Here is a 24964-nt window from a genome sequence, read left to right as displayed (position 1 = left end):
GAAATGGGTCGAAACGCAGCGCGGTGGTCACTCACGCGGATCAGGGAACCGCTATGAAGCATCACTTTGAGCAGTTGCGGCTCGATTCGGTGAGCCGCAGTTTCATGAACGCGCAAGGCCACGCGATCGCCGCGCTGCAGGGGCTCGATCTGACGATCCGGCGCGGCGAGTTCATTGCGCTGCTGGGGCCGTCGGGGTGTGGCAAATCGACGGCGCTGAACTGCATCGCCGGATTGCAGCCGCTCACTGGCGGCGGCATCTGGCTCGACGAGCGGCGCATCGACGTGCTGCCGCCCGAAAAGCGCGGCTTCGGCATGGTGTTTCAGAACTACGCGCTGTTTCCGCATATGAGCGTGCTCGAGAACGTCGGTTTTGGACTGAAGATGCGCGGCGTCGGCAGGAGCGAGATCGCGCGGCGCGCGCGCGAGGCCTTGCAACTCGTGCAACTGACCGGTCATGAGCAGAAATTGCCCGGTCAGTTGTCCGGCGGCCAGCAGCAGCGCGTGGCGATCGCGCGGGCGATCGTGATCGAGCCGCCGCTGATCCTGATGGACGAGCCGCTGTCGAATCTCGATACGAAGCTGCGCATCGAAATGCGCGCGGAGATTCGCCGCATCCATACGCAGCTCGAACGCGCGACGCTGTACGTGACGCACGATCAGGACGAAGCGCTGTCGATGGCGGATCGCATCGTCGTGATGAAGGAGGGCGTCGTGCAGCAGGTCGCAACGCCGAAGGAAGTCTATACGCGGCCGCGCAACCTGCATGTCGCGCGCTTCATGGGCTATCGCAATGTCGCCGAATTCACGCTGGAGGGCATGCACGGCGATGGCGTCGTGGTCAGTGCGAACGGCGTGCGGCTCGTCGGCACGCCGATGGCGGGCTTCGACGGCAAGCGCGTGAGCGTCGCGCTGCGTCCCGAAGACATGGAGCGCGCCGAGCCCGGCGCCGACAACGCGTTCGATGCGCTGATCGAGGCGGTCGAATACGGCGGCCACGATTCGCTGCTGCGCGCGAAGACGGCGTTCGGCGACGTGTGGGCGCGCGTGACCGGCGAATGCGCTGAGGGCGATCGCATCACGCTGCGCGTGCGGCCGTCTTGCGTGCTCGTCTACGCAGCCGAGGCCGCATGAGCACGCCAACCCTGTCGCCGCCGCTTGCGTCACGCACGCCGCGCGACCCCAAGGCGTGGCTCGTCGCGCCCGCGCTGCTCTTCATCGCCGCGCTGTTCATCTATCCGTTCGCGTATGGTCTTGCGCTGTCGTTTCAGCCGATGAACGGCGGCAGCGTGTGGGCCAACTATCTGACGTTCTTCACCGACACGTCGATGTGGCCGACGATCCTCGTCACGCTGAAGCTCGCGGTGCCGGCCACGCTCATCAATGTCGGCGTGTCGGTGCCGGTCGCGTTCGCGCTGCGCCGCTACTCGCGTTATCAGAAAATCGTCACGACTCTGCTGGTGATCCCGGTGACGCTCGGCACCGTGCTGATCGCCGACGGCATGCTCACGTACTTCGGTCCGCATGGCTGGCTGCCGCAGGCGTTGCAGGCGCTGCATCTGTATACACAAGAAGTGCGGCTCACGCATAACTTCACGGGCGTGCTGCTGTCGCTGATCGTGTCGGGGTTCCCGTTCGCATTTCTGCTGACGCTGTCTTACGTGACCGGCATCGACCCGACGCTCGCGAGCGCGGCCGCGACGCTCGGCGCGAATCCGTGGCAGCAGTTTCGCCGCATCTATCTGCCGCTGCTCGTGCCGGGGTTGACGATGGCCGCGTGTCTGTCGTTCGTGCAGGCGTTCTCGGTGTTTCCGTCGGCGGTGCTGCTCGGCGCGCCCGCGGGTCCGACGCGCGTGATGTCGATTGCCGCGGCCGAAGCCGCGTTCGAGAGTTACGACTATTCGCTCGCGTCGGCGATCGCGATGGTGATGGGCTTCGTGCAACTGCTGGTGGTTGCCGCGCTGCTCGGCGCGCGTCGCTGGTTCTATCGTGGTCCCGCAACCGGAGGCAAAGGCTGATGACGGCCGATCGTCGCGCGGCGCAGCCCGACTGGTCCGGGCCCGCGTCCGCATCGCAACAGCCGGGCGATGGTGCCCGCGAGCCCGCGCAACACGCGCGTCAGCGCGCGAACCTGCCGGCCCTCGTCTGGCAGGCGCTGGTGTGGGCGGTGATGGCGTTCTTCCTGATCAACGTCGTGCTGCTGATCGCGACCGTCGCCGTCAATTCGATCGCGACGCGCTGGTTCGGCACCGCGTTGCCGCAAGGCTTCACGCTGCACTGGTATGCGCAGGCGTGGCGGGACTTCCAGCTCGCGAGCGTGCTGTGGGTGACCGTGCAGGTGGTCGGCGCGGTCGTGCTGCTGTCGGTGCTGCTCGGTGTGCCGGCCGCCTATGCGCTCGCTCGCGTGCAATTCCGCGGCAAGCGCCTTGCCATGCTGATCTTCCTGCTGCCGCTGATGGTGCCGCCCGTCACCTACGGCATTCCGATGGCGACCGCGATGTACAAGGTCGGACTTGCCGGCACGCTCTGGGGCGTGATTCTTGCGAACCTCGTTCCGGCGCTGCCGTTCGTGATTCTCGTAATGACGCCTTTCATCGAGCAGATCGATCCGAACCTCGAGGCGGCCGCGCGCGTTTTCGGCGCGAACACGTTCCGCTATTTCCGTTTCGTGCTGCTGCCGCTGCTCGTGCCGGGCATGCTGGCGGCAGGGCTGCTCGTGCTGGTGCGCACGATCGGCATGTTCGAGCTGACGTTTTTTACGGCCGGTCCGGCGACGCAAACGCTGGTGGTCGCGCTGTACTACGCTGTGTTTTCGACCGGCGTGCGCGCGCCGCAATCGATCGATGCGATGGCGATGATCTATATGGCGATCACGTTGATCTGGGTGCTGATCGCCCTACAATTCGTGAGCCCGACGCAGATCGTCTCTCGCGTGAAAGAGCAGAGGCGCTGACGCATGGTCGGCGGCAATCGTGGAGTAGACGTTGACGAAGAGAAAGACCCCCGAGGAGTTGCGCAGTCATCGCTGGTACGGCGCGAACGATCTGCGTTCGTTCGGTCATCGCTCACGTACCGCGCAGATGGGCTACAACCGCGACGAATATGCGGGTAAGCCGGTCATCGCGATTCTGAACACGTGGAGCGAGATCAATCCTTGCCACACGCATTTCAGCCAGCGCGTCGAGGAAGTGAAGCGCGGCATCTGGCAGGCCGGCGGTTTCCCGATCGAACTGCCGGTGCAGACGCTGGCCGAGCCATTCCAGAAGCCCACCACGATGCTGTACCGCAATTTCCTCGCGATGGAAGCCGAGGAGATGCTGCGCTCGTATCCGGCCGACGGTGTCGTGTTGATGGGCGGTTGCGACAAGACCACACCCGCGCTGATGATGGGCGCGATCTCGATGGATTTGCCGGCCATCTTCCTGCCCGCGGGCCCGATGCTGCGCGGCAACTGGAACGGCGTGACGCTCGGCTCCGGGTCCGATTCATGGCGGTACTGGGCCGAGCTGCGCGCGGGCGCGCTGACGCCCGAGGACTGGCAGGGCGTCGAGGCCGGCATTGCGCGTTCGCCCGGGCACTGCATGACGATGGGCACCGCTTCGACGATGACGAGCGCCGTGGAAGCGCTAGGTTTCACGTTGCCCGGCTTCGCGTCGATTCCCGCGCCCGATTCGCGTCATGCGCAGATGGCCGCGAAAACCGGCATGCGTATAGTCGAGATGGTGTGGGAGGATCTGAAGCCGTCTGACCTGATTACGGCGGCGTCGGTCGATAACGCGGTGACGACGTGCGTCGCGCTGTCCGGCTCGACCAATTCGGTCGTGCATATGATCGCGCTTGCGCGGCGCGCGGGCATCGAATTGACGCTCGATCGCTTCGACGAAATCGCGCGCCGTACGCCGGTGCTCGCGAACATCCGGCCGACCGGCGCGTATCTGATGGAGGACTTTTTCTACGCCGGCGGTTTGCGCGCGTTGCTGGCGGAATTGGGTGAATTGATCGACGGCTCGCAGAAAACCGTGAACGGCCGCACGCTCGGAGAGAACCTCGCAGGCGCGCGCATTTTCAACGACGACGTGATCCGCCGCCGTGGCAATCCGCTACTGCGCGACAGCAGCCTCGCGGTGCTGCGCGGCAATCTCGCACCCGGCGGCGCCGTGATCAAGCCCGGCGCGGCGGAGCCGCATCTGCTCGTGCACACGGGACGCGCGGTCGTGTTCGGCGACTACAACGAGATGGCCGCGCACATCGATGACGACAGGCTCGACATCGACGAAAGCTGCGTGCTCGTGCTGCAGCATGCGGGGCCCGTTGGCGCGGGGATGCCCGAGTGGGGGCAGTTGCCGATTCCGCGCAAGCTGCTGCAAAAAGGTGTGCGCGACATGGTGCGCATTTCCGATGCGCGGATGAGCGGCACGAGCTATGGCGCGTGCGTGCTGCACGTGGCGCCCGAGTCGTTCGTCGGCGGGCCGCTGGCCCTGGTGCGAAGCGGCGATCTGATCGAACTCGACGTGCCGCGCCGCAGGCTGAATCTGCTGGTATCGGATGAAGAGCTCGCTCGCCGCAAGGCTGCGTGGGTCAGACCGGCGGCGCGGTTCGAGCGCGGCTACGGCGCGCTGCATCAGGCCCACGTGGTGCAGGCGGATCAAGGCTGCGACTTCGACTTCCTGCAGCGCGGCGGCGCGAGGCGCGACAGTTCGGCCGAGCCGGAGATTCACTGAGACTCAATACCCCACGCGATACACGCGCCCCGTCTGCGCACCTTCCACGCTGCGCAGATAAGCGAGCGCCGCGCGTTGCGCGCTGACCGGCTCGAAGCCGCGAAAGAACGGCGCGTAGGCCTCCATCGCCTCGGTCAGCACGGTCGGACTCACGACGTTGATGCGCAGCCCGCGCGGCAGTTCGATCGCCGCGCCGCGCACGAAGCCTCCGAGCGCGAGATTGACGGTCGTCGCGCTCGCACCCTGGAGGATCGGCTCGTCGCCAAGAATGCCGCTCGTCAGCGTGAACGAACCGCCGTCATTCACGTAGGGCAGCGCCGCGAACACGACATTGATCTGACCCATCAGCTTGTCGCGCAGCCCGACCCAGAACTGCTCGACGCTCATCTGCGCCAGCGGTCCGAAATGCACCTTGCCGGTCGCGGTGACGACGCCGTCCACCTTGCCGATGTCGCGAAACAGCCGCTCCACGCTCGCCGGGTCCGTGCTGTCGACGTGATATTGCCCGCGCGTCGCGCCCACCTCGATCACTTCGTGACGCGCCTTCAGCTCCGCGCTGATGGCCTGACCCAGCGTGCCCGTGGCACCGATGACGACGATTCTTTTCATCCGCGACCCCGCTCAACGAATCGACGTAAAACAAAGCAAAGCACGCACCAGAATTAACTGCGCGTGCCGCGTTACTGCCTGATCAATAGCAATGAATGGTTTGATTCAAACGCGCGCGCATAAAGGGATGATACGCGCGCGCCCGCTTATTTCAGCCGCTGCAATTCGATCACGCGCGCGGGTCGCAAATGATTGAGCGCGTAATGAATGCGGCCGCGGTCCTGACGCTGTCCGACCGGACGCGGGTCGTTGTACTGAAGGTCAGCCGAGTAAGCGGCGAGCGGCTCGGCCATGCCTTTGTCTATCACCGTATAGCCCGGCTCGAGCGCGAGCAGCAGATGATTGCCGCCGACCCTGCTGTCGAAGCCGGCCATGCCGTCGAGCGACTCGGGCACGCTGTTGTCGAGCGTCGCGTTGCTGGTCGTGATGGCGTCGGGAGAGATCGCGCCGTGGCCCGCGAGAAGCGCTGCTTCGTGGTTTTTGCCGTCGGTGTCGACCGAGCTGTCGTGCGTGCGGTCGTTGTGCATGTCCGTGGTTCGCGGGTCCTTCGGGTCCGGTTTCGTGCCGGCGTTTTCGGGTTTGCTGATCGCGCTGTTCATCGTGCATTCTCCTGAAGAGGGCTTCGTCGAAGAAGTGAGCAAAAGCCGTTCCGACCGAGACGGCGCCGCGATGCGCGAGACTTGCGGTACGTATGACGTCCGCGATCCTTTTCGTTTTTTTTAATGAACGCGCATTTTCTACAGAGTATGATTTTACTCCGGCGAGCGATGCGCGGTGAAATTGACGAGATGCTCCGGCTGTTCCATCATGGTCGTATACAACGAACAAGCAAATGGCCGCGCGACTGAAAACATGTTCCGGGGCTTCAGGGGCGGATGACTCATGCACTTCGATGCTGCATTTACACATCGCGGCTATCTGTTGAATTGCGAACCGGCGCGCGCAGGCGACGGCTCCTGGCAACCGTATGTAGTCATCTCGCGCTCGAGCGACGGCGAACTGGTCGCCAACCGTTTCTTCCCCACCGAACTGCGCTTCTCCGACGAAGCCGCCGCAATCGCGCATGCGCGCGATTGGGCCGTGCGCTGGATCGACGCGAGCAGCTTGACCATCTGACGACAGGAAACGGTGCGCGTGCGTCGCTGCGCGCCAATGCAAGTCGACGCTGTCAAGCCGAGCCGCCCTGCACGGTGCCGCGCGGGCGGCGTTAAAACGCGGTAATCTCTGCTGCATAACCACTTCACACCGTGCGCGCCGCGCGCCGCCTTCCCTTATGTCCAACGCGCCTTCCCACAACTGGGGCCTCGAACAGATCGTCGCCGACTTGCGCGCCTCGCGCGAACAGCTGCATCGCACGCGCCATCCGCTCGGCATTCGCGAGTTGCCCTCGCGCGAAGCGGTGGTCAACATCGTGACGGGCCTGCGCGCCGCGATGTTTCCGACGCATTACGGCGCGCCCGATTTGACCGACGAGACCGTCGACTACTACGTCGGCCACACGCTCGAAAGCACATTGCGGCTGCTGGCCGAACAGATTCGCCGCGCGCTGCGCTACCTGCCCGAGTACGGCGCGACGCCTGACGCGCAGTTGCAGGAGCGCGCGTTCACGGTGGCGCGCGAGTTCGCGACGCAACTGGCGGACATACGCGCGGTGCTCGTCAGCGACATCCAGGCTGCCTTCACCGGCGACCCCGCCGCACAGCACATCACCGAAATCCTGCTGTGCTATCCGGGCGTCTGGGCGATGACGCATCACCGGATCGCGCATGCGCTGCATCGGCTCGGCGTGCCGCTGCTCGCGCGCTTCATCAACGAAATCGCGCACTCGGCGACGGGCATCGACATTCACCCGGGCGCCACGATCGGGCGCAGCTTCTTCATCGATCACGGCACCGGCGTGGTGATCGGCGAGACCGCGATCATCGGCGAGCGCGTGCGTCTGTACCAGGCGGTCACGCTCGGCGCGAAGAGTTTCGCGGCCGACGAGGACGGCACCCTGATCAAGGGCAACGCGCGCCATCCGATCGTCGAGGACGACGTCGTGATCTACGCGGGCGCGACGATTCTCGGACGCGTGACGATCGGGCGCGGCTCGGTGATCGGCGGCAACGTGTGGCTCACGCATAGCGTGCCGCCGGGCAGCAGCGTGTCGCAAGGCAGGGTGCGCGAAGGAGAGCGCAACGACAACGGGCGGCAGTGACGCAGCGCCTAGCTCATTCGCCAATGCCGCAACCACGGCAACGCATGCACGCCATGCAGCCACACATGCTCGCCGATAAACCACGCGGCCGCCCACGACGCCGCGACGACGATCAGATCGCAGTGCCCGCTATTCCATAGATTCAACGAATGCCGCCCTGCGATCCACGGCACGCCGAGCGGATTCGGCCAGTCGGCGAACAGATGCATCAGGCCGCCGCACGCGAAGCCGAACGCCGGCGCCGCGTAGATCGAATGCCCGAGCGCGTGGTATGACACGGCGAGCAACGCGAGCCAGCCGACGCCCCAATGCGTCAAGGTCCGATGCGTGATCCACAGCCGCCGCGCGCGCGACCACCATGCGACTTCGAGCCAGTCCGGCGCGGTACTGCCGGCCACGCCGGCGATGAAGCTCAGCAGCACGCCCGGATGAAACGGACCGCCGCCGTTGCGCGCGACGATCGCCGCCGCGATGACCCCGGCCGCGAAACCGGTCGCATGATGCGCTTTGCTGGATGCCATTGAAGCTCGCGGCACGCGTGCCGCGCGAAAAACAAAGGGCGGCTATGTTCGCAGATGAGCGGATAAAAAAATAGCCGATGCGCGAGACAAAAATCCGCGCAACGGCCGGTAGCGCACGACCTTCACGTGCGACGCGCCGCTCAGGTCGCGCAGCGCGCAATGGCGAAGCGCATTTCCGCTTCGGGTGGATCGTCGGGCGCGTTGGCCGGATGCATGACCTTGATCACCGTCGAGCCGTTGAGCGGCGTCAACGTGATGAAGTACGAGTTGTTCGAATCGGCGCCGACCGCGAGTTCGGTCACGCCGCCGGCGTGCGAGGCACGCACGCGCGACAGACGCTCGTCGAGGCAGGCCGCGATAGACGCAGGCGTGCGTGAGGACGACACGTACACGAGCGGCGCGGATGCATCGCGCGCGGGGCCGCTCGACGAACCGCAAGCGGCGAGGGTGGCAGTGAGGGCGACAGCGGGGGCAAGCAGGAGAAGTCTCTTCATGGTCCGATCGGCGGCGTTCCCGTTCATGCATGGGAAAGTGAGGCGCGGGCGAAGCGAGGTGCGTTGGCGCACAACACGATGCTTCGCGACGAAGCCGCTGTGCAGGCGTCGCGGTCTCGCAATGTCGCACGGCAGCCGGGGCAGTATAGCGAGCATCCATTGACATCGTCACTAGTGCGGCCGTGCGCTTATAGGGTAATTGCGTTATGCGGGACAATTACTTACACGTCTTACAATAACTCGGCCTCGAATCCGGGAATATGTTAATTAATCGCATCACCGAGGATTCGCAAAACGGCGCCATTTGTAGCGCTGAGTGGCGGATTTGCCGTCAAGCGCCACGATGTCCTCAGATGGATACGGAGCGAGGATCCGGGCGGAAAACCCGGATGGTGCCGTGTCCGCTGATTCCGGTTGATTTGCGCAATGCAGTCTTCCGAAGGAAGCCTTAAATCCAGGTGGGATGCCATTTATAATATTCGGCGACCCCTTCGACCAAAGGGTGTCTTTTTCATTTTTACTCGCGGCCTTCGGGCCGCGTTTTTTTATGCAATTTCTAACGCTGATGCATACGTTGCCGCGTCGAGGGAAATAGAAGTTTCGATCGTTGGGGCGGCCGGGCAGGTAGAATCGCGGGCTCGAAATCTGTTTTGCGCCTCGCGAAGTGAGTAATCCTGTGATGAACGACACGCCCTTTCCCCCGTCCGACACGAATGCCGAGGTTCTGGCCGACAACTCGTCGGGAGCGGACGATAGCGTGCACGAAGAGCGGTTGTGGCGCGACAGCGGCTGGACCGCGCGCATCATCAAGAACGAAGACGACGAAGGCTGGGCCGTCGAAATGATCAAGGACGGCGAGGCGGAGCCCGCGCTCGTTGGTCCGTGGACGATGGGCCGCAACAAGAAGGATCCGAAGCCGCTCGACGCATCGGCGTTCAACACGCTCGTCAAAACGGCGTCGGAAGTGCTGCGTCGTCACGAGCAGCAGCTGCGCGCGCAACTGCACAAGGCGGTGCGCGTGCCGAGTGCGGACGGCAACGGCGAACTCGACATCACGCTCGATATCGTCCCCGACGAAGACGAACCGTATGCCCTGCTGAGCGCGCTCGATGTCTTCGGCGAGCAGATCGCGCAGGTCCAGGTTGCGCCGACCTTCAAGCTCAGCAAGGCGAGCGCCGCGGCGTGGGTCGCAAACGAGTTTCGTCGGCCGGGGTGAGCGACGCTGGTGGGTGCCGTTGCGTAGCGATGGCCGCATGCGGCGCGGGTGTCACCAACCCCTAACTGCGCTTGCAAAAAATCGCGGTGATGAACGGTGCGACGTGATGCACGATCGCCGTGCTGCCGGCGTTCTCAAGCGCGCTTTTCACCTTGTCGTCGCTGCCGAACACGACGACGCCGTACGCGGACTGCGCGACCGGCTCGCCGTCGCCGACCTGGAACATCGGGTCGTCTTTTTCGAAGCCGACCACCGCGAACACGTGGAAGCCAAACGCGCTCAGATGCACATTGGGCATCAGCGCGAACGCGTTGATCGAGTTGCTTTCGACATGCGTCGGCTTAGGGTTGATCAACTGCTGCTGCATGAGATCAGCAATGAACTGGTGGCCGGTCTCATTGCACACCAGTGGCCCATCCAGCTCCACGGCGAATGAAGGGAGCGGCAGCGCGGCCGCCGCGGCAACCAGCAGAAGGACAAGAAGACGGTTCATGAGTGTAGGCGCTCGTCTACAGTCGATGCCCCGGGCCAGCAACGGCCGCGCCATCCCAGTGAGGACACGAACGGTGCTGCGCATCGATCGAATTGCGCATGACAGGCACAACTGGATTCGCACTTTATCGCGATTCGGCGAATTGCGCTTTCTTCGCGACGGGCCCACGCGTCACGCCGAGCCATTTGACCACACTGCGCCTGCCGATCGGAATCGCAGGCGCGTTGTGCCTTGCGCATGGCAGATTCGCATGGCCCATGCGGGCGCGCTGCTGATCGTCCTGTCGAGCTTCGTCGATCATGCGGACCGCGAACCCGCGCGAATCGGCGGCAAGGCGAGCGGGATCGGTCATTTTTACGATCTCGCCTGCGATGCGCTCGTCACGGCGATGCCATTCCTGGGCATTGACATGGGCATGGGCGCCCGTGCCGCGCGCGATGATGCACGGCGGCGCGCGGCAAAATGCCTGCCCGCAACAACATCTGTTGCGGCCGCGATGCCATAATCGACGCTTTCCATAGATGGCTGGCCGCCCCGTCGCCACGACAATGCTGCGTGCTTTAGGCGCTTTCATCGTCCCGCTGATCGTCGCATGCGCGATGTTCATGGAAAACGTGGACGGCACGGTGATCGTGACGTCGCTGCCGGTTCTGGCGCGCGACCTCGGCCACGATCCGATCACGCTGAAGCTAGCCGTCACCGCGTATGTGATCGGTCTTGGCGTCTTTATCCCGATCTGCGGCTGGGTCGCCGACCGCTTCGGTTCGCGCAACGTGTTTCGCACCGCAATCGGCATCTTCATGGCGGGCTCCCTGCTGTGCGCGGCCTCCACTTCGCTCGATACCTTCGTGCTCGCGCGCTTCGTGCAGGGCATCGGCGGCGCGCTGATGGTGCCGGTGGGCCGCATCATCATCTTCCGGTCGGTGCCGAAGTCGGAGTTCATTCGTGCGATGAACTATCTGACGGTGCCGGCGCTGCTCGGTCCGGTGGTCGGGCCGCCGCTCGGCGGCTTTATCACGACCTATCTGCACTGGCGGTTGATTTTCGTGATCAACGTCCCGATCGGGCTGTTCGGCATCTGGCTCACCAACAAATACATCGCCAATACGCGCGAGCCGCATCCCGGCCGGCTCGACTGGCTCGGCTTCGTGCTGTCGGCGAGCGGGGCATCGCTGTTCATGCTCGGGCTCTCGCTGGTCGGCGGCGAGCTGGTATCGACGCGCGAGTCGGCCGGCATGTGCGTGATCGGCATGGCACTGCTGCTGGCCTATGTGCTGTATGCGAGGCGCGTGGCGCTGCCGGTGCTCGATCTCCGTCTGCTGCGCATTCCGAGTTTCCATGCGAGCGTGATCGGCGGTTCGCTGTTTCGCATCGGTCTTGGCGCGGTGCCGTTCCTGTTGCCGCTCGCATTGCAGGAAGGGCTCGGCATGACCGCGTTCAGAGCCGGCGCGATCACCTGCGCGTCCGCGTTCGGCTCGATCTTCATGAAGACGATGGCGTCGCGCATTCTCGAACGTTTCGGCTTTCGCACCGTGCTGATGGTCAACGCCGCGTGCGCCGGTCTTGCGATCGCCGTGTATGGGCTGTTCTTTCCCGGCACGCCGCATTGGGTGATCTGGTGCATCGTGCTGGCGGGCGGCTTTTTTCCGTCGCTGCAATTCACGTCGCTCAATACGCTTGCTTATGCGGACATACCGAGCAGCGAGGTCGGCCGCGCGACGAGCGTGGCAAGCGTCATCCAGCAGATGTCGCTCGGCCTCGGCGTGACGATCTCGGGCATCGTGCTGCAGATTTCGCATCGCCTGCAAGGGCATCCGAAGATCGTGTTCTCCGATTTCTGGCCGGCGTTTCTCGTCGTCGGTCTGTTCTCATGTCTGTCGATTCCGATTACACGGCGTCTGCCGAGGGACGCAGGTGACGAGATCGCGCGCGGCAGCCGCGGGCGCGCGTGAGCACGCCTCGCTGCCTATCCCGCGCTATTGCTATCACCCCGCCTGCTCCACCGGCGTCACCGTCAGCTCCACCCGCTGCGCGCCGCGCAGCACCGTCACGCTGACCGGTCTGTCGATACGCGAGGCGTCGAGCGTGCGTTGCAGGCCATCCACATCCTGCACCGGTTGCGCGTCGATGGCGACGATCGTGTCGTCGGTACGCAAGCCGCCGAGCGCGGCCGGACTGCCTTTGACGATCTCCATCACATGCACGCCGCTTTGCGCGCTGAGCCCGAAGTAGCGTTGCACGCGCCGCGACAGCGGCGTCGTCGTGCCGGCCACGCCGATATACGCTCGCCGCACGCGGCCGTGCGCGAAGATCTGCATGATGACCCACTTCGCGGTATCGATCGCGGTCGCAAAGCAGATAGCCTGCGCGCCCGGAATGATCGCGGTATTCACGCCGATCACCTGGCCTGCCGAATTGATCAGCGGTCCGCCCGAGTTGCCCGGATTCAGCGCCGCGTCGGTCTGGATCACGTCGTAGATCATGCGGCCGGAATTCGAGCGCAGCGAACGGCCGAGCGCCGAAATGACGCCGGTCGTCACCGTCTGCTGCAGCCCGAGCGGATTGCCGACCGCAATCGCGATCTGCCCGACGCGCAGCTTCGACGATTCGCCGAGCTCCACGTGCGGCAGCGCCTCCGGTGAGCCGATGCGCAGCACCGCGAGATCGCTGCCGGGATCGTCGCCGACCAGGTCGGCGTCGAACTTCGCGCCGTCGGCTAGCGTCACCTGGATATTCGTCGCGCCATGCACGACGTGGCTATTGGTCAGCAGGTAGCCGTCGGGCGTGAACAGAAAGCCCGAGCCGGTGCCGCCGCGCGGGCCGCGCCGTGGATGCGCGGACGTCTCGCCCGGCAGCTGGTGTTCGACGGCAATAAACGCGACCGCCTGCTGCACGCGCTCCAGTGCGCCGATCACGGTGCGGGAGTAGGCGTCGAGCAGTGCGTCGTCGTTGTGAGTCAAAAGGTCGGTGGATTGCGGCCCGGGGGCGTCGGATGCGGCGCTCGACAGGTCATCGATGAAGCGTGGGCGGCTTCCCATAACGATGCTCCGGATAGACGGGCTGCGAGATGCGGGGCGTCTCTGGGGTTTTCAAGGGCATCCGGGAGCCCGCGGGGCGCGGCGCGAGGCTGACTGCCGCCGCGTGTGAGACACTTTCCCGAGCGCGCCGCCGCACGCCGCTACCCACGCGCCACGGAGATCCCCTTCATGTCCGCATCGACCGCTTCAGCGCCGCCTTCCCCGCAGCCGGATCCACGCATCGAGTCGCTCAGCGCGATCACGCTCGCTACCGGCGACATGCAGCGCGCCGTCGCGTTCTACGAAGCGCTCGGCTTCCCGCTCAGGTACGGCGGTGCGCGCGAGGCGTTCACGTCGTTCGGGTTCGGCGGCTCGTATCTGAACCTGATCGCCGATCCGCGCGCGCCGGTCAACTGGTGGGGGCGCGTGATCATCTACGTGTCGGACGTCGATGCGATCTACGACAAGGCACTGGCGGCGGGTCTGCAACCGTCGTTCGCGCCGTCGGATGCGCCGTGGGGCGAGCGCTATTTTCATATCACCGATCCGGACGGCCATGAATTGAGCTTTGCGCGACCGCTGCGTTAGGGTTGGCGCAAATCTCGCTATCATGAGTGTTTCCCCGGTTGTGCAGCGCCCGCCCACGCGGTAACACGGCTGACACCTCGTGCTTCGATAATCGAGCGCGTCCGCGTTGCTGGCCGCCGCGCGCCAACCCATTCCAGTTGCGAGGAGCCGCAATGAAAGAGCCGGATTCGAGATCTCATACCGAACTGATGGCGGAGCGGCAACGCCGGTTCGAGGAAGACCTCATCGACGCCTACGACGAAGAACTCGAAATGGAAGTCGATGACCGCATCATCGACGGCGCGGCCGCTTTTACGCCCGAGCGTCGTGAGGCGCGCAAACATTACTTCCGCGAACTGTTCCGGCTGCAGGGAGAACTGGTCAAGCTGCAGGACTGGATCGTCGCGACGGGGCATCGGCTGGTCGTCATCTTCGAGGGACGCGACGCGGCCGGCAAAGGCGGCGCGATCAAGCGCATCACGCAGCGCCTCAATCCGCGCGTGTGCCGCGTGGCCGCGTTGCCCGCGCCGAACAACCGCGAGCGCACCCAATGGTATTTCCAGCGCTATGTATCGCATCTGCCGGCGGGCGGCGAGATGGTGCTATTCGATCGCAGCTGGTATAACCGCGCGGGCGTCGAGCGAGTGATGAACTTCTGCACTGACGACGAGTACGAGGAGTTTTTCCGCTCGGTGCCGGAGTTCGAAAAGATGCTGGTGCGCAGCGGCGTGCAGATCCTCTAGTACTGGTTTTCGATTACCGACGAAGAACAGGAGCTCCGCTTCCAGAACCGCATTCATGATCCGCTCAAGCAGTGGAAGCTGAGCCCGATGGATCTGGAGAGCCGGCGCCGCTGGGAAGCTTATACGCAGGCGAAGGAAGTGATGCTGCAGCGCTCGCACATTCCCGAAGCGCCGTGGTGGGTCGTGCAGGCCGTCGACAAGAAACGCGCGCGTCTGAACTGCATCCAGCATCTGCTGAGCCAGGTGCCGTATCACGAGATCGAGCATCCGCATATCGAGTTGCCGCCGCGGGTCTATCACGAAGACTATAGCCGTCAGCCGGTGCCTCAGTCGATGATCGTGCCCGAGGTGTATTGAGGAGCGGGGCGGACTCAGAACACCGAACGGAATAGCCAGTACAAGCCGCCCGCAAGCGCGATCGACGCGGGTAGCGTCAACACCCAGGCGAGCACGAGGCTGCGCACGGTGGCCCATTGCAGACCCGAGCCGTTGGCCGCCATCGTGCCGGCCACGCCGGAAGAGAGCACGTGGGTCGTCGACACCGGCAGACCGTAGACGTCGGCGGCGCCGATCGTGACCATCGCTACGACCTCAGCCGCCGCGCCCTGGCCGTACGTCAGATGCTGCTTGCCGATCTTCTCGCCCACCGTGACGACGATGCGCTTCCAGCCGACCATCGTGCCGAGCCCCAGCGCGATCGCGACCGCCACCTTGACCCACGGCGGAATGAATTTGGTTGCGTGATCGATCTGCGTTCTGAAGTTGGCGAGGATCTTCGCGTCCTCGGGCGAGAACTGCGGCTGATTGGCTTTCTGCATCAGACGGATCGCCTCGGACGTGACATACATGTTGTTGCGCACGTTATCGACGATGCCTTGCGGGACCGCGGCCATCGAGCCCGATTCGCCGACCTGGCGGCCGATCTGCTCGGTCAGTTGCTGCAGCGCCGGCAGCGTAGCGGGCGTCAGCGTACGGGTGCGCACGAATGCCTCGACGTCGGCGCGCGGATCCGCGGAAGGCGCCGCGCCCTGCGTGTAGCGCGACAGCATCGCCGCGGTTTGATGCGCGACCGCGACGAAGGTCTGCGTTTGCGCCGGTGTGACCGCCTTGTTCAGCGCGTAGGCGGTGGGCACCGTGCCGATCAGGATCAGCATGATCAGGCCCATGCCTTTCTGGCCGTCGTTCGAGCCGTGCGCGAACGACACGCCCGTGCAGGTCAGAATCAGCAGGCAGCGAATCCAGAACGGCGGCGGCTCCTTGCCTTTCGGCTCGGCATACAGCGCAGGTACGCGCACGACGGCCTTCAGGATCAGCAGCAGCAGCCCCGCGAGCAGAAAGCCCACGATCGGCGAAAACAGCAGCGATTTGCCGACGCCGAGCGCCTGATTCCAGTCGACGCCGCTCGTGCCGTTCGTGCCGTGCATCAACTGATTCATCAGACCCACGCCGATGATCGAGCCGATCAGCGTGTGCGAGCTCGACGAGGGCAGGCCGAAAGACCAGGTGCCGAGGTTCCAGATGATGGCGGCGATCAGCAGCGCGAACACCATCGCGAAGCCGGCGCTGCTGCCGACTTGCAGAATCAGCTCGACCGGCAGGAGTTGCAGCACGCCGAAAGCGACCGCCCCGCTCGACGTCAGCACGCCGAGAAAATTCCACGCGCCGGACCAGACGACCGCGAGATTCGGCGTCAGCGAGTGCGTGTAGATAACCGTGGCGACCGCGTTCGCCGTGTCGTGAAAGCCGTTGACGAACTCGAAGCCGAGCGCGATCAGCAGTGCGACGCCGAGCAGAAAATACGGCATCACAGAACTTTCGCGCACGGGCTGCAAATCGTCTATCAGATGCACGGCGCAGTACACGGCGCCGGCAATGAGCAGGGCGACGAAAATAACCAGGCCCGCGCTACGGCCTTTGCCGCTGGCGGCGCCCGGTTGCGGATACGAAAGTTCCGGCATGACGTGAGCCCCAAAAGTGTAGTCGCAGAGTTCTCGATGCTGCTTTCGCTGTGTGTCGCAATGATGACGGCTGCGTGACGCCAATGGGGTACGGAAAAACAGACGCGATTCGGCCTATCCTGCCCGGCTTACACCGGTAATTACCGCGGCGCATGGCGGATCGGGCTAGCAGGATGTCCGAATCGAACGGTAAGCAAATGGCGAACGAAAACGAGGCGACGAACGCCCGGAAGTTACGCTTACGATGCGCTTATCACTTCCCCGCTCGCGCTGCCGCCGAGGCTGCGTTTATAAGCCTGCGCGACGATTTCGGCCGGCACCCCTTGCGACGGATCACGGCCCATCGATTCGAGCGTCTCGGCGACCCAGCCCGGGCTCACCACATTGACGCGTGCCTTGCCGCGCAACTCGAGCGCGGCCGAGCGCGCAAACGCTTCGACACCCGCATTCACGATGCTGACCGCTGCGCTGCCTTCCATCGGCTGTTGCGCGAGCACGCCGCTCGTCAGAGTGAACGAGCCGCCTTGGGAGACATGCGCCGTGCCGCAGCGCACCAGGTTGACCTGGCCCATCAGCTTGTTGGCAAGACTGAACGAAAAGTCTTCGTCGGCGAGCGATGCAAGCGGCGCGAATTTTGCCGAGCCGGCCGCGCAAACGATCGCATCGAAGCTGCCACCTTGCGCATACATCGCTTCGATGCTGCGCTTGTCCGACAGGTCGACATGTAATTCGGAGCCCTTGCGGCTTGCGCCGACCACGTCATGCTCGGCGGCGAGCAGCCGCACGATGTGCGAGCCGAGCAAGCCGGTCGCACCGACAACAAGTATGCGCATACATCCTCCCGGGATTGGTTTGCCGTGTTTGCCGCGCTGCACACTGCATCGTCGAGCCATGCAATGCGCGCGGCCCTACGGGTCGAGGATAGACGCTGGCGAGGCGGCCCGCCATCGCGCGATTGGCAAAGCGGCGGACATGCGGCGCGAAGCCCCCGCGAATCGCCCGCGAATCGCCCGCGAATCGCGGGTGAGGATTATCTTTGCTACGCTGGAGTGACGTCAGATCTGCAAGGCGCACCGTGTTGCCGGTGCGCGGGGATAGTCCGTAAAAGGAGGCGATGAGCGTGGCACGGCAAGCGCTTTCGCTGCGTCATCGGCTGCGACACACGTGGCGTTTCGTCCGGGTGGGGATGACACGCTATGTGGGCAACCGCCCTTGGGTGGCTGGCATCGCTGGCACGCTGGTCGCGTTGGCCATGTCGATTCTGATCGCGCTGGAGGTCGGCGCGGGCCGCAGCGAGACGCTCGATCATGCTCGCCAGACCTCGCAAAACCTCGTGTCGATCATTTCCGCGGATCTCGAGCGCAACGTCGAGATTTATAGTCTGTCTCTGCAAGCGATGGCGGATGTCGCCCGCGATCCGCTCACCTGGACGCTGCCGGCTCCCGAGCGCCAGGCGATGCTGTTCGATCGCGTCACGACCGCGGCCTATCTCGGCGGCGCTTACGTAGTGGACGCCAACGGCCAGGTGGCCGCCGCGCAGTATGAAGACGCCAACACCACCATCCGTCTCGACGACCGCGAATACTTTCAGGTGCACCAGCGCAATCCTGCGGCGGGCCTGTGTTTCTCGCATCCGTACACTTCGCGGCTGCGCGGCGGCGAACTGTCGATCGCGCTCACGCGGCGCATCGACGACGCGCAAGGCCGCTTTGCCGGCATCGCGCTGCTCGCGATCCGCATCGAGTACTTCCAGCACCTGCTCGACCGGATCGATACCGGTGCCCAAGGCTCTGTCTTCATCGTGATGACGGACGGCACGCTGCTTGCGCGTAAGCCGCTTGCCGCGCCCGAGATCGGCTCGAACATCGCGATGCCGCCGCGTTTTCGCGAAATGGACACGCACGGCTCTGGCACCTATGAGGCGATCGCGACGATCGACGGCGTGCGTCGCATCTACACGTACACCCATGTGCCGGGCACGCCGCTGATCGCGGTGGTCGCGCCCGCCGTCGACGACGTGCTCGCGCCGTGGCAGCATCGCAGTCATGTCGCCGCTGCGCTGACCATCGGGTTCGGCGCGGTGTTCGTGTTCGTATCATGGCTGCTCGCGTTCGCGCTGCGCGACAAGCAGCGTGCGCAGGCTGCGCTGCAGCGTCTGGCCACGACCGATCCACTGACGAGGCTCGACAATCGCCGCGTGCTCGACAAACGGCTCGACGACGAATGGCGGCGCGCGCAACGCGAGAGGAAGCCGCTTTCGGTGCTGTTCATCGATATCGATCACTTCAAGACCTTCAACGACACCTACGGCCATGACAGCGGCGACGAGGTATTGATCGCGGTGGCCGATTGCATCGCGTCGGTGGCGCGACGCTCGAGCGATCTGGTCGCGCGCTACGGCGGCGAAGAGTTCGCGGTGGTGCTGCCGGATACCACGGCGGAAGGTGCGTTCGCGGTCGCGGAGCAGATTCGCCGCAAGGTGGAAAGCCAGGTCATCGTGCCGGAACAGGGGGCGCCGCGCGGGGTGACGGTGAGCGTCGGCTGCGCGACGGCGCTGCCGCCGTCGACCGATGTCGCGAACGGGCTCGATCTGCTGGCCGCCGCCGATCAACAGCTGTATGTGGCGAAGCATCAGGGGCGCAATCGCACCTGTTCGGCGCAGTGGAAAGAGGGGGCGGCGGCGCAGGCGGGTTCTCGTGCGGGGGCCGGGCTTTAACGCTGCGCGCTCCGGGGGCGGGCGCGCTTTGCCGGGGCCGAGCTGTCGCGGTGCAGCGTGATTCAGGCGCGTTGCGCGCCAGATGGCGCGAATCCGCGCAACGTCACCGCCGCTGACGTCTCGTCGCGCGACGCCGGGGGCTGCGCATCAGCAGCCGAAGCGTCCGCATTCGCCAGCAACGCCACCGGAAAGCCGCGCCGCTGCCAGGCATCGAGTCCGCCGCGCAGCGCGCGAATGCGCGTATAGCCGTGGCTGCGCATGTGTTGCGAGACCGCGAGCGCAGTCGCGCTGTCCGGGCAGATGCAATAGATCACCATGTCGTGCGCGCGCAGTGCGCCGTCGATCTGTTCGGGCGAATGCGGATCGAGCGCAAGCGCATTGGGGATCCGACATTGCAGGTCGGGCAGCGGGGCGCCGGGCCGGGCATCGAACACACGGGACTGCGCCATGCGGCTCGTCCGGCCGAGGCGTCGCCAGCGCCACGACATCCTCGACGCGGCGCTCGGCGGTGAGGCGCGGGTCGGCAGGTCCGGCGCCGGCGTGGCTGGGCCCGACGCGGCTCGCGCGAAGCGACGCCGTTCGCGATAGCGCAGATGCAGCCTGTAGAACAGATAGACGAGCGCCACGGCAAGAAGCATGTCGGCGAACGTGCCGCCGCGCCGCTCGGCGAACGCGCGCAGCATGTGCAGTTGGCGTTCCACCGCCGCGCCGCCGAGCAGCCAGAACGCCGCCCACGCGACCACGCTCGCCAGATCCCACAGCACGTAGATGCGGATATCGACGGCCGTGGTGCCCATCAGCGGCGGGGTGATCAGCCCGAGCCCGGGCACGAACTTCGAAATCGACACGAGGGGCATGCCATAGCGTTCGAACAGCGCGCGCGCCGTTTCGAGCCTCGCATCGACGGCGGGCGACAGGCGGCCGAGCCACGCGAGCAGCTTGCGGCCGTAGAGGCGGCCGGCCGCGAACCAGGTGCCGTCGCCGATCAATGAGGCCAGCACCGCCGCGCCGAGGATCGGCCAGAACGACAGGGTGCCCGCGGCGATCGCCGAGCCCGCGAACAGCAGCATCGGCACAGCCGGAATCGGTACGCCGAGGCGCGTCAGCAGGACGTTGACGAACACGATCGCGCTGCCCCAGGTTGAAACCGCGGACAACGGAAACTGGACCAATTGAGGCGCTCCTGTCGATGCTGTTGAGCCGGTATGCCTGCAAATACGCAACTAACGGCCAACCCCGCATGCTCACCGCGACATTACCCGTGTGCTCGACCAGAGTGCGCGCGAAGGGCGAGGCCGATTCGCAAGGGCGGAGGCGGCATCGTCGGCGAACGAACCGCAAACTGCCCCCGCCGATGTTCACTCCTTCAGGCATTCGGCATCGCGACTACCCCCGGATTTCCGACGATCGCCAGAAACTCCCGCCGCGTCGATGGGTCGGTGCGGAACGTGCCGAGCATACGCGACGTGACCATCGTGACGCCGGCCTTATGCACGCCGCGTGTCGACATGCACTGATGCGCGGCTTCGAGAATCACGCCGACGCCGGCCGGCTGCAGCACGTCGTTCAGCGTATCGGCGATTTGCACCGTCATCTTTTCCTGGATCTGCAGCCGTTTCGCGAACGCGTCGACGAGACGCGCGAGCTTCGAAATGCCGACCACGCGATGATTCGGCAGATACGCGACGTGCGCGCGTCCGATGATCGGCACCATATGGTGCTCGCAATAGCTTTCGAAGCGGATGTCTTTCAGCACGATCATTTCGTCGTAGCCGTCCACTTCGGAGAAGGTGCGCGCGAGGATGTCGCGCGGATCGACCTGATAGCCGGCGAAGAACTCCTCGTAAGCGCGCACTACGCGCGCCGGCGTGTCGATGAGGCCTTCACGGCTGGGATCGTCGCCGGCCCAGCGCAGCATCACGCGCACGGCTGCTTCAGCTTCTTCGCGGCTTGGACGTTCGACTGCCGCTGCGGGTTTGGTCTTCTTTGCCTTGCTGCTGGTCATGCGTCGCCCTCCTGGAGCGCGCGTCGACGCGGTGGGACGCGCGGGGTCAGTAACTGAGGCCATTGTTCCATGTTTTGCGCCCGAAGGTGCCAATGCCCCTTGTGGCACGGTCGCAAGCAGATCGGTACGCGCAAGGATGAACAGCAGACTCGTGAAATGCGGCGTTTCAGGCACGGCGCCCCGCCTGATGCGCTTCTTTTCGAGGTCTCGCCGACCTCGGACAGCGCGATCGAGAATGTGTGTGTGCTCGTCGCCGGATCGAAGTCCTGCACGTCGCGCATGCCTTTCTCGATGCGCGGCATCGCGTCGAGCGCGGTGTTGACTCCACGCCTTTCGATATACACACGAACTTCTCACGCGCAGGCCAGGCGCGACGCAGGCCGTCGCAACCGCGCAGAGCGACCTATGATGAAGGGGATTTCCACGCCTTGACAACCCGCCCAAACGACAACCATAATCCCCGGGCGTTCGCTAAACGAATCACTGTTCTCAGGGCGAACAATTTGCCGCGAACCCATCGAAGGCGCTTGCCGGAGCCGTCGCCAGCATGCCCGCAGACTGTTTCCGCGCGAGCCTTGCCGCGAACCTTCCCGTAGGGCTGTCAACCCAGCGGCACGTAGCGCCCCCAAAGGAAATTCGACATGATCAACAAGATTTTCGAGACACTTCAATCGGCGGTTGCCGATGTGCACGACGGCGCGACCGTGATGATCGGCGGCTTCGGCACGGCCGGCATGCCGTCCGAGCTGATCGACGCGCTGATCGAGCAGGGCGCGCGCGACCTGACCATCGTCAACAACAATGCAGGTAACGGCGATATCGGCCTCGCAGCGCTGCTGAAGGCCAAACGCGTGCGCAAGATCATCTGCTCGTTCCCGCGCCAAACCGACTCCTATGTGTTCGACGCACTCTATCGCGCCGGCGAAATCGAACTCGAACTCGTGCCGCAAGGCAACCTCGCCGAGCGCATCCGCGCCGCGGGCGCGGGCATCGGCGGCTTCTTCACGCCGACCGCATACGGCACCAAGCTCGCCGAAGGCAAGGAAACCCGCCTGATCGACGGCCGTCACTACGTGCTCGAGTCGCCGCTGCATGCCGACTTCGCGCTGATCAAGGCGTACAAGGGCGACCGCTGGGGCAACCTGATCTATCGCAAGACCGCGCGTAACTTCGGGCCGATCATGGCAACCGCGGCGAAGACCGCGATCGTGCAGGTGTCGGAAGTGGTGCCGCTCGGCGGCCTCGATCCGGAAGAAATCGTCACGCCCGGCATTTTCGTGCAACGCGTGATCGCGGTGCCGCAAGCAGCGCATGCCCCGACGCCCAATCCTCACGACGCTGCTGCCTGAACCGGAGACCGAGATGAAGAAACTGACCCGCGATGAAATGGCCAAGCGCGTTGCCCAGGACATCCCTGAAGGCGCTTACGTGAACCTCGGCATCGGCGTGCCGACGCTGGTGGCGAACCACCTCGCCGCCGACAAGGAAATTTTCCTGCACAGCGAAAACGGTCTGCTCGGCATGGGCCCGGCACCGGCGAAGGGCGAAGAAGACGACGAACTGATCAACGCCGGCAAGCAGCACGTCACGCTGTTGACGGGCGGCGCCTACTTCCATCACGCGGATTCGTTCGCGATGATGCGCGGCGGCCATCTGGACTTCTGCGTGCTCGGCGCGTTCCAGGTGTCGGCGAAGGGCGACCTCGCGAACTGGCACACGGGCGCGCCCGACGCGATTCCGGCGGTCGGCGGCGCGATGGACCTCGCGATCGGCGCGAAGCAGGTCTACGTGATGATGGAACACCTGACCAAGCAGGGCGAAAGCAAGATCACCACCGAGTGCTCGTACCCGGTCACCGGTATCGGTTGCGTGACCCGTATCTATACGGACCTCGCGATGATCGACGTTACGAAGGAAGGTCTCGTCGTGCGCGAGATTTTCACGGACATCGGCTTCGACGAACTGCTGAAGCTGACCGGCGTGCCAATGACCGACGGCACGCAGGCCGCGCACGCGGCCTGATGGTTGGCTGAGGCGTCACGGCGGCGGGCAGTTCGACGGCCGCACCCGTGGCGCCTCGTCTGCACGACGCGCTGCGTCGCATCCATGCAGTGCGCATCATTGCGCGAATGGGCCGGCGCTGGCAAGGCAGATTCCTCGACAGCGCTCGCCTGGCGACTTCGGCGACGTGCCGGCGGCGTTTGGCGCACAATACGCAGCACATGCCGCCACCCACGCACGGCATCGCGCAGTCGCCGCGCCTGCTTCGAGCCGCCGCGCGCCGCTACTTCCTTTCCGATTCCCTCGAACATCGACGCCACCATGCTCGACTCCAGCGCCCGTCTGACTGGCCTTCTTTGCGGCACGCAGCCGATGAACGACATCTGGGCGCCGCGTGCCACGCTGCAACGGATGCTCGACGTCGAAGCCGCGCTCGCGCGCGCTTCGGCCGCCCATCAAGTCATTCCTGAATCCGCCGTCCCCGCGATCGAAGCCGCCTGCCAGGCCGATCAACTCGACGCCGACGCGCTCGCACGCGATGCGGCGCTCGGCGGCAATCTCGCGATACCGCTCGTCAAGCAACTGACCGCGCGCGTCAAGGCCGCCGATGCCGAAGCGGGCAAATACGTGCATTGGGGCGCGACGAGCCAGGACATCATCGATACGGCGACGGTGCTGCAACTGCGCGACACTTTCGAGCTGCTCGATAGCGGCCTGCAATCCACCTGCGACGCGATCGCGAAACTCGCGGCCACCCATCGCGCGACGCCGATGATCGGCCGCACGTGGCTGCAACAGGCGCTGCCGATTACGCTTGGCCTCAAATTCGCACAATGGCTCGACGCGCTGTTGCGTCATCGCGAGCGGCTCGATGCGCTGCGCGAGCGCGTGCTCGTGCTGCAATTCGGCGGCGCGGCCGGCACGCTCGCGAGTCTGCGCGAAGCGGCGCCGCAGGTCACGCAGTCGCTAGCCAAAGAACTCGGCCTCGCGGTGCCGACCTTGCCGTGGCACACGCAGCGCGATCGCATCGCCGAAACGGCGTCGCTGTTCGGCATGCTGATCGGCACGCTCGGCAAGATCGCGCGCGATGTTTCGCTGCAGATGCAAACCGAAATCGACGAACTCGCCGAGCCGGCCGCGGCCGGCAAGGGCGGTTCATCGACGATGCCGCACAAGCGCAACCCGGTCGGCTGCGCAGCAGTGCTGACCGCCGCGACGCGCGCGCCCGGCCTGGTGGCAACCGTATTTGCCGGCATGGTGCAGGAGCACGAGCGCGCGCTCGGCGGCTGGCAGGCCGAATGGGACGCGCTGCCGGATCTCGCGCGCCTCGCGGGCGGCGCGCTCGCGAACATCGAGCAGATCGCGTCCGGCCTGAACGTCAACGAAGCGCGCCTCGCCGCGAATCTCGGCGTTACGCACGGCCTGATCCTCGGCGAAGCGGTGATGCTCGCGCTCGGCGATTCCATCGGCCGGCTCGACGCGCATCATCTGGTCGAGCGCGCGTCGAAGGCGGCGATCCGCGACGGCAAGACGCTGTACGACGTGCTCGCCGCCGACCCGGTCGTCACCGAACATCTTTCGCTCGAGCGCCTGAAGCGGCTGCTCGATCCCGCTCAATACGTCGGCCAGGCGCACGCATATGTCGACGCCGCGCTGGCGCTTCACACCTCGCGCGCGCAGCGCGCCCATTCCAAGGAGTAACCG

The 24964-nt window shown here is 65.1% G+C and carries 23 protein-coding genes and 3 pseudogenes; 15 read left to right on the top strand and 11 right to left on the bottom strand.

Annotated features, from left to right (window positions below; translation table 11 throughout):
* Positions 1 to 53 precede the first annotated feature (53 nt).
* From LJ655_RS03035 to araD, 4 genes are read left to right on the top strand one after another with little or no spacing between them, the layout of a single operon-like run.
* Positions 54 to 1133 carry an ABC transporter ATP-binding protein gene (locus LJ655_RS03035; RefSeq protein ID WP_230559766.1) on the top strand — a complete coding sequence of 360 codons (1080 nt, stop codon included), beginning with the start codon at positions 54 to 56 and terminating at the stop codon, positions 1131 to 1133.
* Positions 1130 to 2017 carry an ABC transporter permease gene (locus tag LJ655_RS03030; protein ID WP_230559765.1) on the top strand — a complete coding sequence of 296 codons (888 nt, stop codon included), beginning with the start codon at positions 1130 to 1132 and terminating at the stop codon, positions 2015 to 2017. Before LJ655_RS03035 ends, LJ655_RS03030 begins: the two co-directional genes overlap by 4 nt.
* Complete coding sequence (locus LJ655_RS03025) at positions 2017 to 2952, top strand: ABC transporter permease (protein ID WP_230559764.1); 936 nt, start codon at positions 2017 to 2019, stop codon at positions 2950 to 2952. Before LJ655_RS03030 ends, LJ655_RS03025 begins: the two co-directional genes overlap by 1 nt.
* Before the next feature lie 31 nt (positions 2953 to 2983).
* Positions 2984 to 4720, top strand: coding sequence for an L-arabinonate dehydratase (gene araD / locus LJ655_RS03020; RefSeq protein ID WP_230559763.1), 1737 nt, complete (start codon positions 2984 to 2986; stop codon positions 4718 to 4720).
* A gap of 3 nt (positions 4721 to 4723) precedes the next feature.
* Here the strand turns inward: araD and LJ655_RS03015 are convergent, their stop codons facing one another.
* A complete protein-coding gene (locus LJ655_RS03015; protein ID WP_230559762.1) occupies positions 4724 to 5329 on the bottom strand; it encodes a short chain dehydrogenase in 606 nt (201 codons plus the stop codon).
* Between the two features lie 146 nt (positions 5330 to 5475).
* Positions 5476 to 5928 (bottom strand): DUF3005 domain-containing protein, encoded by a 453-nt coding sequence (locus LJ655_RS03010; RefSeq protein ID WP_230559761.1) that lies wholly within the window; start codon positions 5926 to 5928, stop codon positions 5476 to 5478.
* Positions 5929 to 6211: 283 nt separating this feature from the next.
* Between LJ655_RS03010 and LJ655_RS03005 the strand changes: the two genes are divergently transcribed.
* Positions 6212 to 6445, top strand: coding sequence for a hypothetical protein (locus LJ655_RS03005; RefSeq protein ID WP_008920927.1), 234 nt, complete (start codon positions 6212 to 6214; stop codon positions 6443 to 6445).
* A gap of 157 nt (positions 6446 to 6602) precedes the next feature.
* Positions 6603 to 7529 (top strand): serine O-acetyltransferase EpsC, encoded by a 927-nt coding sequence (epsC, locus tag LJ655_RS03000; RefSeq protein ID WP_230559760.1) that lies wholly within the window; start codon positions 6603 to 6605, stop codon positions 7527 to 7529.
* Between the two features lie 8 nt (positions 7530 to 7537).
* Here the strand turns inward: epsC and LJ655_RS02995 are convergent, their stop codons facing one another.
* On the bottom strand, positions 7538 to 8050 hold the full coding sequence (locus LJ655_RS02995; protein ID WP_230559759.1) for a metal-dependent hydrolase: 513 nt from the start codon (positions 8048 to 8050) through the stop codon (positions 7538 to 7540).
* A gap of 140 nt (positions 8051 to 8190) precedes the next feature.
* Positions 8191 to 8700 (bottom strand): hypothetical protein, encoded by a 510-nt coding sequence (locus tag LJ655_RS02990; RefSeq protein ID WP_230559758.1) that lies wholly within the window; start codon positions 8698 to 8700, stop codon positions 8191 to 8193.
* A gap of 523 nt (positions 8701 to 9223) precedes the next feature.
* Between LJ655_RS02990 and LJ655_RS02985 the strand changes: the two genes are divergently transcribed.
* Entirely contained in the window at positions 9224 to 9760 is a 537-nt protein-coding gene (locus LJ655_RS02985; RefSeq protein ID WP_230559757.1) for a hypothetical protein, read from the top strand.
* 61 nt (positions 9761 to 9821) lie between these two features.
* Here the strand turns inward: LJ655_RS02985 and LJ655_RS02980 are convergent, their stop codons facing one another.
* Entirely contained in the window at positions 9822 to 10253 is a 432-nt protein-coding gene (locus tag LJ655_RS02980; protein ID WP_230559756.1) for a hypothetical protein, read from the bottom strand.
* Between the two features lie 185 nt (positions 10254 to 10438).
* Here LJ655_RS02980 and LJ655_RS02975 point away from each other — a divergent pair.
* Positions 10439 to 10689: pseudogene (locus tag LJ655_RS02975) on the top strand (CDP-alcohol phosphatidyltransferase family protein); the annotation flags it as partial.
* Positions 10690 to 10801: 112 nt separating this feature from the next.
* On the top strand, positions 10802 to 12205 hold the full coding sequence (locus tag LJ655_RS02970; RefSeq protein ID WP_230559755.1) for an MFS transporter: 1404 nt from the start codon (positions 10802 to 10804) through the stop codon (positions 12203 to 12205).
* A gap of 33 nt (positions 12206 to 12238) precedes the next feature.
* Here the strand turns inward: LJ655_RS02970 and LJ655_RS02965 are convergent, their stop codons facing one another.
* Positions 12239 to 13291, bottom strand: coding sequence for a S1C family serine protease (locus tag LJ655_RS02965; RefSeq protein WP_230559754.1), 1053 nt, complete (start codon positions 13289 to 13291; stop codon positions 12239 to 12241).
* A gap of 168 nt (positions 13292 to 13459) precedes the next feature.
* Here LJ655_RS02965 and LJ655_RS02960 point away from each other — a divergent pair, with 168 nt between their 5' ends.
* Both LJ655_RS02960 and ppk2 read left to right on the top strand, forming a co-directional pair.
* Positions 13460 to 13858 (top strand): VOC family protein, encoded by a 399-nt coding sequence (locus LJ655_RS02960; protein ID WP_230559753.1) that lies wholly within the window; start codon positions 13460 to 13462, stop codon positions 13856 to 13858.
* A 152-nt stretch (positions 13859 to 14010) separates the two neighbouring features.
* Positions 14011 to 14937 (top strand): annotated as a pseudogene (gene ppk2 / locus LJ655_RS02955) (polyphosphate kinase 2).
* A gap of 14 nt (positions 14938 to 14951) precedes the next feature.
* Here ppk2 and LJ655_RS02950 read toward each other — a convergent pair.
* A complete protein-coding gene (locus LJ655_RS02950; RefSeq protein ID WP_230559752.1) occupies positions 14952 to 16538 on the bottom strand; it encodes an inorganic phosphate transporter in 1587 nt (528 codons plus the stop codon).
* A 239-nt stretch (positions 16539 to 16777) separates the two neighbouring features.
* Positions 16778 to 17371 carry a short chain dehydrogenase gene (locus LJ655_RS02945; protein WP_230559751.1) on the bottom strand — a complete coding sequence of 198 codons (594 nt, stop codon included), beginning with the start codon at positions 17369 to 17371 and terminating at the stop codon, positions 16778 to 16780.
* A gap of 287 nt (positions 17372 to 17658) precedes the next feature.
* Here LJ655_RS02945 and LJ655_RS02940 point away from each other — a divergent pair, with 287 nt between their 5' ends.
* Positions 17659 to 19254: a sensor domain-containing diguanylate cyclase gene (locus LJ655_RS02940; protein WP_230559750.1), complete on the top strand. Its 1596-nt coding sequence runs from the start codon at positions 17659 to 17661 to the stop codon at positions 19252 to 19254.
* Between the two features lie 62 nt (positions 19255 to 19316).
* Here the strand turns inward: LJ655_RS02940 and LJ655_RS02935 are convergent, their stop codons facing one another.
* The 3 genes and pseudogenes from LJ655_RS02935 to LJ655_RS30155 all read right to left on the bottom strand — a co-directional run.
* Positions 19317 to 20426 carry a VTT domain-containing protein gene (locus tag LJ655_RS02935; protein ID WP_230559749.1) on the bottom strand — a complete coding sequence of 370 codons (1110 nt, stop codon included), beginning with the start codon at positions 20424 to 20426 and terminating at the stop codon, positions 19317 to 19319.
* 194 nt (positions 20427 to 20620) lie between these two features.
* Positions 20621 to 21259 carry a GTP cyclohydrolase I FolE gene (folE, locus tag LJ655_RS02930; RefSeq protein ID WP_230559748.1) on the bottom strand — a complete coding sequence of 213 codons (639 nt, stop codon included), beginning with the start codon at positions 21257 to 21259 and terminating at the stop codon, positions 20621 to 20623.
* A 98-nt stretch (positions 21260 to 21357) separates the two neighbouring features.
* Positions 21358 to 21463 (bottom strand): annotated as a pseudogene (locus LJ655_RS30155) (LysR family transcriptional regulator); the annotation flags it as partial.
* 437 nt (positions 21464 to 21900) lie between these two features.
* Between LJ655_RS30155 and LJ655_RS02925 the strand changes: the two are divergent.
* The 3 genes from LJ655_RS02925 to LJ655_RS02915 all read left to right on the top strand — a co-directional run bounded on the left by LJ655_RS02925 (position 21901) and on the right by LJ655_RS02915 (position 24961).
* On the top strand, positions 21901 to 22608 hold the full coding sequence (locus tag LJ655_RS02925; RefSeq protein WP_230559747.1) for a 3-oxoacid CoA-transferase subunit A: 708 nt from the start codon (positions 21901 to 21903) through the stop codon (positions 22606 to 22608).
* A 13-nt stretch (positions 22609 to 22621) separates the two neighbouring features.
* Entirely contained in the window at positions 22622 to 23281 is a 660-nt protein-coding gene (locus tag LJ655_RS02920) for a 3-oxoacid CoA-transferase subunit B (RefSeq protein ID WP_230559746.1), read from the top strand.
* A 300-nt stretch (positions 23282 to 23581) separates the two neighbouring features.
* A complete protein-coding gene (locus LJ655_RS02915; RefSeq protein WP_230559745.1) occupies positions 23582 to 24961 on the top strand; it encodes a 3-carboxy-cis,cis-muconate cycloisomerase in 1380 nt (459 codons plus the stop codon).
* The last annotated feature ends 3 nt before the right edge of the window (positions 24962 to 24964 follow it).

Origin of the sequence: Paraburkholderia translucens, from assembly GCF_020881035.1 — a bacterium.
In the GTDB taxonomy this organism is placed as follows: Bacteria; Pseudomonadota; Gammaproteobacteria; order Burkholderiales; family Burkholderiaceae; genus Paraburkholderia; species Paraburkholderia translucens.
This window is presented reverse-complemented; position numbering and strand designations above follow the sequence as displayed.

Excerpts from the sequence above, each read along its gene's own strand:
- LJ655_RS03035 (WP_230559766.1), top strand. The coding sequence starts at position 54 with ATGAAGCATCACTTTGAGCAGTTGCGGCTCGATTCGGTGAGCCGCAGT.
- LJ655_RS03030 (WP_230559765.1), top strand. The coding sequence starts at position 1,130 with ATGAGCACGCCAACCCTGTCGCCGCCGCTTGCGTCACGCACGCCGCGC.
- LJ655_RS03025 (WP_230559764.1), top strand. The coding sequence starts at position 2,017 with ATGACGGCCGATCGTCGCGCGGCGCAGCCCGACTGGTCCGGGCCCGCG.
- LJ655_RS03015 (WP_230559762.1), bottom strand. The coding sequence starts at position 5,329 with ATGAAAAGAATCGTCGTCATCGGTGCCACGGGCACGCTGGGTCAGGCC.
- LJ655_RS03010 (WP_230559761.1), bottom strand. The coding sequence starts at position 5,928 with ATGAACAGCGCGATCAGCAAACCCGAAAACGCCGGCACGAAACCGGAC.
- LJ655_RS03005 (WP_008920927.1), top strand. The coding sequence starts at position 6,212 with ATGCACTTCGATGCTGCATTTACACATCGCGGCTATCTGTTGAATTGC.
- epsC (WP_230559760.1), top strand. The coding sequence starts at position 6,603 with ATGTCCAACGCGCCTTCCCACAACTGGGGCCTCGAACAGATCGTCGCC.
- LJ655_RS02995 (WP_230559759.1), bottom strand. The coding sequence starts at position 8,050 with ATGGCATCCAGCAAAGCGCATCATGCGACCGGTTTCGCGGCCGGGGTC.
- LJ655_RS02990 (WP_230559758.1), bottom strand. The coding sequence starts at position 8,700 with ATGCTCGCTATACTGCCCCGGCTGCCGTGCGACATTGCGAGACCGCGA.
- LJ655_RS02985 (WP_230559757.1), top strand. The coding sequence starts at position 9,224 with ATGAACGACACGCCCTTTCCCCCGTCCGACACGAATGCCGAGGTTCTG.
- LJ655_RS02980 (WP_230559756.1), bottom strand. The coding sequence starts at position 10,253 with ATGAACCGTCTTCTTGTCCTTCTGCTGGTTGCCGCGGCGGCCGCGCTG.
- LJ655_RS02970 (WP_230559755.1), top strand. The coding sequence starts at position 10,802 with ATGCTGCGTGCTTTAGGCGCTTTCATCGTCCCGCTGATCGTCGCATGC.
- LJ655_RS02965 (WP_230559754.1), bottom strand. The coding sequence starts at position 13,291 with ATGGGAAGCCGCCCACGCTTCATCGATGACCTGTCGAGCGCCGCATCC.
- LJ655_RS02960 (WP_230559753.1), top strand. The coding sequence starts at position 13,460 with ATGTCCGCATCGACCGCTTCAGCGCCGCCTTCCCCGCAGCCGGATCCA.
- LJ655_RS02950 (WP_230559752.1), bottom strand. The coding sequence starts at position 16,538 with ATGCCGGAACTTTCGTATCCGCAACCGGGCGCCGCCAGCGGCAAAGGC.
- LJ655_RS02945 (WP_230559751.1), bottom strand. The coding sequence starts at position 17,371 with ATGCGCATACTTGTTGTCGGTGCGACCGGCTTGCTCGGCTCGCACATC.
- folE (WP_230559748.1), bottom strand. The coding sequence starts at position 21,259 with ATGACCAGCAGCAAGGCAAAGAAGACCAAACCCGCAGCGGCAGTCGAA.
- LJ655_RS02925 (WP_230559747.1), top strand. The coding sequence starts at position 21,901 with ATGATCAACAAGATTTTCGAGACACTTCAATCGGCGGTTGCCGATGTG.
- LJ655_RS02920 (WP_230559746.1), top strand. The coding sequence starts at position 22,622 with ATGAAGAAACTGACCCGCGATGAAATGGCCAAGCGCGTTGCCCAGGAC.
- LJ655_RS02915 (WP_230559745.1), top strand. The coding sequence starts at position 23,582 with ATGCTCGACTCCAGCGCCCGTCTGACTGGCCTTCTTTGCGGCACGCAG.